This window comes from Embleya sp. NPDC025285, from assembly GCF_055558835.1.
On the sequence record NZ_JBVHLU010000120.1, the window covers coordinates 21,341 to 28,643 of the forward strand.

A 7,303-nucleotide genomic window follows, 5' to 3' on the forward strand; every position below is an offset into this window, starting at 1 on the left:
TTCCAGCAGCTCGCGGCCGGTCAGCAGGGGCCCTTGACGGGCGGTTCGAGGTGGTGGTCCGCCATCAGGTCGCTCCGGCTTGTCTCGAGGACGTCAGTCACGACGGTGTCCGCCTCCCACCGCGTGCCGGCGGGTGCCGGGCCCGGCGGGTCGGCGGGGGCGGCGAAGCCCAGGTGGGCGCAGGGGAGTCCGAAGATCTCCTCGAGTGCGACGCGGTGCACGCGTTGAGGCTGTCTGCCGTCTGCTGTCTCCCGGCAACCGGCGTCGCACCGTTCGCTCGTCGAAGACGACGTTCAGGCTCAGGTGTCGGGCCTGCGCGTCCAGATGCGTACAGAGTTCGCTGGCCGCCGGGGACCAGCCCCGTGCGTGGGCACGCTCGCGTAACCGGGCGTTCGGTGTGCGTTCGGTGGTCTTGCGCATGGGAACCCCCGAGCGGCTTCGACATGACGGGCTTGACGGGTTTGACGCCACCGTAGGCCGTTCCTCCCTCGTTGCGTACCCGCGATTCCCCTTCCCGGCCGCAATGTCCGCGCTTTGTCCGCGAACCGTCCCCACGAACGTCCGCAAGCCGCCGGCGTCTTCGACCTCCACACGCCCGAGCCGGTCGGGTGGACTGACGTCACCGGCAGACGCCGGAAGCCCAACCACCCCGGCCCCTTCGGCCGGAGCACGGAAAGGAGTGTTCGATGAACACGCAGACCTACCGTTCGCCGGTGATCGCCGACGCGGGGGACGCCAAGGCCGTCACCCTCGGCAAGAACAACTTCAACCGCGTCGACGGCACCCAGTACGAGGAGAAGCGGCCCGGCGTCGCGCCCAGCCACCGCTGAGTGATCCGCCCGCGCCCGGGGGAGGGGCTCGCCCCGCCTCCGACGACGCGGGCATGAACGACACACCTCGCCACCGGGACGCCGGGACCATCACGGTCCCGGCGTCCTGTGGTCGGGGCGCGCTTTCCGACGAGGAGGGTTCGTGAGGATGATCGCGGGGGCCTGGTTGCCTCCGAACACGGAACCGGACATCCGCCCGACGGGCGCCATTTCGCACACCGACACGCGAACACCGGTGTGGGCGACCGGATACACCAACGCACCGGTCCGCACACTCGGTGCGGGTTCGCGGCGACTGTGGATCGCCGGCGAGTGCGGCGCGAGCGACACGCGACTGCGCGAACTCCTGAGGTCGAACCCTGGGAGCGGCGATCCCGCAGCGGGATGCTTCCGCCTACCCGGGACCGGCAGGACCGCGGACGCGTCCTCGTCGACGCCACCGGCGACCGTCACCGACCTGGCGGCCAGGCGCCGCGCCGCGACATCGTCACCGCCGCACTCGACGTCGTGATCACCGGCCATGCCCTGCCCACCGGCGCAGTGAACCCTGCGTCGGCGGACCGGGACGAGACTCGGGCTCGGCCCGGCGGTCGGGTCAGGTGAGTTCGTCGAGGACCGGGTGCCAGGGGTAGGCGTGGAGGTGGTCGCCGCCGGTGCCCGGTTCGTGGAGTTCGTACACGTCGGGCCCGTACAACACCCTCACGCCCCACGTGCGCAGTTCCTCGACCCACTCGCCGCCCGGTTCACCGGTGCCCGGGCCGAGGAGTCGCCGGGAGGATGACGCATGAGTGTCGGTCACCAGTCGTACGCGTGGATCAACGAACCCGGACTACCCGTCTATTGCCGCATTACCTTGGTTCGGAGTCTGGAGCCGGACGAGGTCCTGCGTCGCTTCGGCGCCGATCCACGCATCGTGAGGTCGATGACGCTCGAGGAGCGTTCGTTGCACCCGCAATCGTGGCTGTTGGTCTGCGTGCACGACCTCGGCGGCTGGACCCTGGCGCTCGAGGACGACTGTCACGACGGCCCGGGGGAGAACGCGGTGACCGCGCTGTCGGCGGGGACCGAACTGGTCACCGTGTACACCAATGTCCTCGCGCACCACCGCTTCACCCACATCGTCGACGGGGACGTTCGCACCGACTTCGACGCGCTGGACGCCGGCACGCGCTTCGGGAGCCGACCCGACGGCTTGGCGGCCGCCATGCGCCGGATCGGCCTCGACTCCGGCCCCGAGTTCGAGGACTCGGACGACGAGCCCGAGTACGTCGCCCATGCGGCCGCGATGCTTCTCGCCCTCGCCGAGGAGGTGACCGGCGTTTCCGTGACCGCCGAGATGTTGAGCGGCCCGGCACCCACCGCCACGGTCCCCGAACCGGCGACGAACGGATGAAGCAACCCGGACGGCGGAGAAAACGGAGCATACGCGGGCGTGGCTCTGCTGCGCGTCGGCGCCGATCCGCCGACCGCCACCGGGAACCAATGGTGGGGCACGGCGGATGTCCCGCCTCCCACGGCCGACTTCCCTGTGGACGGCGGTGCGCGATGATCCGGCGCCGGCGCGCCACGCCCACGCCCGCAGTGGGGTGGCGCGACCCCGCCTGCCCCACCCGGGGCCGGCCAAAAACGGGCGTGACGTGGCCACCGGACTCGATCGGGTGAACACCGCTCGTGCGCCCGCAGGTTGCCGTCCGGGGCGTTGGGGGTGAGCTCGGCGTCGATTGCGGGTCGGTCGAGTTCGGGGCCGAACGTCCGGCAGGCCCATCTGTGCATCGGGGGGCCTGACGGTGAGGCGCAGTGCGGGCGTGGGCGCGTTCGGGTTTGCCTTCGGTGCGGGGTGCGGCCGAGCAATGGTCAGCGGACGGGGGCGGCCAGTTCCAGGACGATGTCGAGGTAGGTCGAGGCGCCGGGGGTGAGTCCGGTGCGTGGCCACAGGAAGCCGTAGTCGATCGGCGGGGCGTCGTGCAGCGGGATGAACTCCAGTCCCGGGCGGGAGTGGTAGTCCTTCGCGCGGAGTGCCACCGTGCTGACGCCGACGCCCATGCTGACGTGGACCAGGACCTCGGGCCAGAACCGGGTTGCCGGCCCTTGCGGGATCGGCCGGCCGGCCGGGGTCGTGCGTGGGAAGTAGTGGTCCATCCAGTACAGGGGGATGTTGTCCGCGGCGATGGTGACCAGGGTCGTGTCGGCGAGTTCTTCCACCGAGACGGACTCCCTGGCGGCGAACGGGTGGGTGGCAGGCACCAACAGCCCGCGGGGTTCGGCGAACATCAGGGGGCCCTGCACGATGTCCGGCTCGACAATGGGGAATTCGGTGAGTTGCAGATGCACCTCTCCTGCCCGCATGCGGCCGAGCGGGTCGAGGAGTTGGATCTCCTGGATCTCCACCGCGCTGTCCGGATGACGCACGCGGAACAGGTCGGCGGCCTTGACGAGCAGGTTGCCGCACCACGCCCCGGAGAACCCGACGCGCACCACGTCCTTGATACGCACGCCGCGACTGGTGGTGATCGCCTGCGCCAGTCCGGCGGTGATCTGGTCGTACGCGGGGCGCAGGTCGTCGCGCAGTTGCTCGCCGAGCGCGGTCAGCGTTACCTTGCGACTGTTGCGTTCGAACAGCGGCCCACCGACGCGGCGTTCCAGCTTGCGGATGGTCTGGCTGATCCGCCCGGTCGTGACGTGCAGGCGCTCGGCGGTGCGCCCGAAGTGCAGCTCCTCAGCCAGCGTGAGAAACGCCTCGAGCTCCAGCCGTTCCAGCATGCCCACCCCTTGATCGTTTAGCCGCGCTCAACCCAGCGTGGCGTGGTCGTGCCTTGTTGTGCTGCGTGCGGGTCCTGCACGCTTGAGGAGCCGCTTCCGACGGACACCCGGGACCTCGTAGCGGCCCACCCACATCGCGAGACGGAGACTTTGCATGAGCAAGATCGTTGTGGTCATGTACATCACGATGGACGGCGTCGCCGAGGATCCCGCCTGGACCGGCCCGTTCTGGAACGACGAGCACGCCAAGTACCAGAACGGCCAACTGCGCGCGAGCCGCGCCCTGCTGCTGGGGCGCGCGACGTACGAGAGCTTCGCGAAGGCCTGGGCCCCGCGCGACGAGTCGGACGAGTTCACCGCGCGGATGAACCACATCCCCAAGTACGTCGCCACCACCACGCTGCAGACGACGACCTGGAACGCGGCGATCCTCGACGGCGACCTCGTCGAGCAGGTGGTCAAGCTCAAGGCCGAGCCGGGCGACGATCTCCTGGTCTACGGCAGCATCACACTCGTCGACACCCTGATCGAGCACGACCTGGTCGACGAGCTCAAGCTGTTCCTCCACCCGGTGACCGTCGGCACCGGCAAGCGCCTGTTCGCGGACGGCGTCGCCCCGAAGACCTGGACTCTCGCCGGCACCCAGTCCTTCAGCTCGGGCGCCATCGTCCTCGACTACCGCCCGGCACCGGCGGCCTGACACACCGGCCGCGATACGCACGACGCCCGACTCCGGCAGCGGCGAACTCGCCACGAACTCCCCGCTGCCGGACCCTTCGCGCGAATCCCGGCGGAGGGCACCGCGCCGCTGACGACCGCCGCAGCACCCTGCCGGCTCGCGCTTCCCGTCTCACGTAACTCCCGCCGACAACCGCCCCCAAGAAGGAGCGCCGCAACCATGCGCAAGATCGTCAACTCCACGTACGTCTCCCTCGACGGCGACATCGAAAGGCTCGACCAGTGGTCCTTCGACTACTGGAGCGACGACCTGGAGCGGTACGCGCACACGCTGCTCTTCGCCGCCGACACGCTGCTCATGGGCCGTGAAACCTACGCGAACTTCGCGCCCGCCTGGTCGGCGCGGGCCGGCGCCGACGCGTTCGCGGATCGCATGAACAGCATCGACAAGTACGTCGTCTCCTCCACCTTGACCGGCGGCGACTGGGGCGACACCACCGTCATCTCCCAGGACAAGGCCGTCGCCGCGATCGCCGAACTCAAGGCACGGCCGGGCGGCGACATCCTCATGTACGGATTCGGGCCGGTCGCCAAGACCATGCTCGCGCACGGCCTGCTGGACGAGGTGCACTTCTGGGTTCACCCGGTGATCGCCGGCGGCGGAACCCTCGCCGCCGACGGGTTCCGGCATCGACTCGAGCACATCCGCACCGAAGCCCTCGACACCGGTGTCATGGTCCTCGTGTACACGCCCGCGACCGGGGCCGCATCGTCGTAGCCGCGACACCGGCTCTGTGAGGAAGCGCCCCGATGAAGGGCCTACCAGGGCGCGGCGGGAAACCGAGGTGACCTGACGGCCGGCGGCGAGGGCCTGGTTCGTGAGCCGGCGGCCGGTCGGTCCGGTGGCGCCCGAGACGGTGATGCGCATGGTTTCGCTCCTGATTTCCGGCCCCGGACGAACTGTGTGGGGCTCGACACCGAGGACTGGGCCGACGGGCCGACGGGGCTGCGTGGGATGTAAAGACGAGGAACAAATCTCGGGGCCGTCCGCACGGCAACCCGCCGACCAGGGCACTCATTGCCGAAGCCGCCCGCAGCCCGTTCCTTGACCACGGATACCGCCGCACGACCCTGCGAGGCGCTGCAGGACGAGAACGTCATGGGCGTGCTGCGGGAGTACCTTGACGGGGAGGTGCTGCGGCAGATTGCGGAATGTCCCGGCGGCGGCTACGCGACCGAACGGCCACCGCCGTGGACACGGCGATCGGCGGACCGATCTTCACGTGGTACCTGCAACCGCTGCCTCCGTCCACTCGCCTCTCGGCAGCCATCAGCGCTGAACGCGGAAACGCCCGGCACCCGGCGCGACGGCGGGATCGGCAGGGGCGGCGGTCAGATGGGCGCGCCGTCGATGGTCTCGTCGCGGAGGTCGACCTGCGGCGCCACGCTCCCGAGGACCCTCGTCAGGCGGCCGCGGTCGAGGGCGGCCCGGTTGACGGCGATGTGTGACGTGGCCGAGGCCACCGAGTCCGGCACCGGCCACCTCGGCAACCTGTGGACGCGCGGTAGATCAGGAGCGCCGGGGGCGGGGACCAGGCTGATCACCGTAGTCGGCTCGTGGTCCTTCACGGTGCGTCGCAGTTCCCACACGACGACGACGGCCACGTGGTCGAACGGGATGTGGACGCGCCTGCGGCCCCATGCCGTTCCGTCCGGCCCCGCGGGGGCGGTCAGGCCCGTCGGATCGACTCGCAGGAGCAACGCCCGGGTGAGGACGGGCCCGAGCATGAGGACCAGCAGGACCACGACCCCGACGACCATGCAGGCGCCCATGCCCCACATCGGCTGCGCCACATCGCCGAAGAGCAGGCCGGCGCCGATGAAGGCGCCGGCGGCGGCGAAGGCGAGCAGCAAACGGGTCGCCTGCCGGTTCCATCGGTGGCGCAGTTCGTAGGTGTCGAATCCACTGCCGTCGGGCGTCATCGGTCGAACCTTCTCTCGGATCGGGGGACAGCCTCCCGGACACGCATGGCATCCTCGGATCACGCCGGGGCTACCTGTACCGGCCGGTAGGTGCTCACGTGCACACCGTTGTCGCTGCCGACGGCCGAGACCGGCTCGAGCGTGCGCAGGACGCCGTCGTGCGGTTGTTCGCTCCTCCGCTCCTCCGCTCCTCCGCAGAATGGGTCTGGCGACGGCGATCCGGCCACTGCGCCCGGAGGTGCGCGCACCTTCACGGTTCGCCCGCCAGGCCCGTGTGCAGCGGCGCGCCGGAGCAGACGGGCCCTGGACGCCCTCCTGACAGGGCTGCCGCCGAGCTCTGCGGCAGGACCTCGGAGGTGGCCATGTGGATGCCGCCGGAGGTCGAAGTACGGCCGCGTCCAACCGCCGTGCGTGAAGCCGCCGGCGGAGTCCTCCCCGGGGTGCCGGAGAGCCTGGACGATGCCGTCCGGGCTGATGAACTCGCTGACCACAACGCGCATGGAAGGACTCCGAAATCGATCTTCATGGATTCGTGAAAGTTACCTTGCTTTCAGTATTTCGGCAATAAGAAAATCTACGAATCACGGTTTCTACTGGGAAGTTCGGCGCGCCATTTGCAATGAGAATGGTGATGAACGCAAAGCCATCGGCGATTTTTGCAATGGCCTGACGGTGAATGCATACTTGCCGTCGGCCCGGACCGCTCCGGTACGGGCGCACACGACACGGCAGGAGCACGCGGCGATGCCCGGAGGCAGGCTGACGCATGACGAACGGCTGCGCATCGCCGCGGGACTGGGCGCCGGGCAGAGCTACTCGCGGATCGCCACGGACCTGGGCCGCCCCGTCTCGACCGTGAGCCGCGAGGTCGAACGTAATGGGGGTACCGACCGCTACCACGCGGACCAGGCGCAGGAAGCCACCGCCCGGCGCGCCCGGCGCGGCAAGGCGACCGCCGTGGGGGGGGGGGGGGGGGGGGGGGGGGGGGGGGGGGGGGGGGAGGGCGGGGGGGGGGGGGGGGGGGGGGGGGGGGGGGGGGGGGGGGGGGGGGG

9 protein-coding genes and 1 pseudogene are annotated in these 7,303 nt (G+C 70.2%); 5 read left to right on the forward strand and 5 right to left on the reverse strand.

What is annotated here, in order from left to right; all coding sequences use genetic code 11:
- Positions 1-20 precede the first annotated feature (20 nt).
- Positions 21-221, reverse strand: a complete 201-nt coding sequence (locus ACZ4FV_RS44780) for a hypothetical protein (RefSeq protein WP_465326639.1) — start codon at positions 219-221, stop codon at positions 21-23.
- 465 nt (positions 222-686) lie between these two features.
- On the opposite strand from ACZ4FV_RS44780, the gene ACZ4FV_RS44785 reads away from it, so the two are divergent.
- Entirely contained in the window at positions 687-830 is a 144-nt protein-coding gene (locus ACZ4FV_RS44785; RefSeq protein WP_465326641.1) for a hypothetical protein, read from the forward strand.
- 595 nt (positions 831-1,425) lie between these two features.
- Here ACZ4FV_RS44785 and ACZ4FV_RS44790 read toward each other — a convergent pair.
- Entirely contained in the window at positions 1,426-1,629 is a 204-nt protein-coding gene (locus ACZ4FV_RS44790; protein WP_465326643.1) for a hypothetical protein, read from the reverse strand.
- On the opposite strand from ACZ4FV_RS44790, the gene ACZ4FV_RS44795 reads away from it, so the two are divergent.
- Positions 1,615-2,223, forward strand: coding sequence for a DUF6461 domain-containing protein (locus tag ACZ4FV_RS44795; protein ID WP_465326645.1), 609 nt, complete (start codon positions 1,615-1,617; stop codon positions 2,221-2,223). The genes ACZ4FV_RS44790 and ACZ4FV_RS44795 overlap by 15 nt on opposite strands.
- 461 nt (positions 2,224-2,684) lie before the next feature.
- Here the strand turns inward: ACZ4FV_RS44795 and ACZ4FV_RS44800 are convergent, their stop codons facing one another.
- Positions 2,685-3,590, reverse strand: a complete 906-nt coding sequence (locus tag ACZ4FV_RS44800) for a LysR family transcriptional regulator (RefSeq protein ID WP_465326647.1) — start codon at positions 3,588-3,590, stop codon at positions 2,685-2,687.
- A 154-nt stretch (positions 3,591-3,744) separates the two neighbouring features.
- Here ACZ4FV_RS44800 and ACZ4FV_RS44805 point away from each other — a divergent pair, with 154 nt between their 5' ends.
- A complete protein-coding gene (locus ACZ4FV_RS44805) occupies positions 3,745-4,290 on the forward strand; it encodes a dihydrofolate reductase family protein (protein WP_465326649.1) in 546 nt (181 codons plus the stop codon).
- 198 nt (positions 4,291-4,488) lie between these two features.
- A complete protein-coding gene (locus ACZ4FV_RS44810; protein WP_465326652.1) occupies positions 4,489-5,046 on the forward strand; it encodes a dihydrofolate reductase family protein in 558 nt (185 codons plus the stop codon).
- A gap of 614 nt (positions 5,047-5,660) precedes the next feature.
- On the opposite strand, the gene ACZ4FV_RS44815 is transcribed toward ACZ4FV_RS44810, so the two are convergent.
- Both ACZ4FV_RS44815 and ACZ4FV_RS44820 read right to left on the reverse strand, forming a co-directional pair.
- Positions 5,661-6,251 carry a hypothetical protein gene (locus ACZ4FV_RS44815; protein ID WP_465326654.1) on the reverse strand — a complete coding sequence of 197 codons (591 nt, stop codon included), beginning with the start codon at positions 6,249-6,251 and terminating at the stop codon, positions 5,661-5,663.
- A 380-nt stretch (positions 6,252-6,631) separates the two neighbouring features.
- Positions 6,632-6,751 (reverse strand): annotated as a pseudogene (locus ACZ4FV_RS44820) (dihydrofolate reductase family protein); the annotation flags it as partial.
- 244 nt (positions 6,752-6,995) lie between these two features.
- On the opposite strand from ACZ4FV_RS44820, the gene ACZ4FV_RS44825 reads away from it, so the two are divergent.
- Positions 6,996-7,303, forward strand: a 308-nt coding sequence (locus ACZ4FV_RS44825; RefSeq protein WP_465326656.1) for a helix-turn-helix domain-containing protein, incomplete at its 3' end; no start/stop codon positions are given.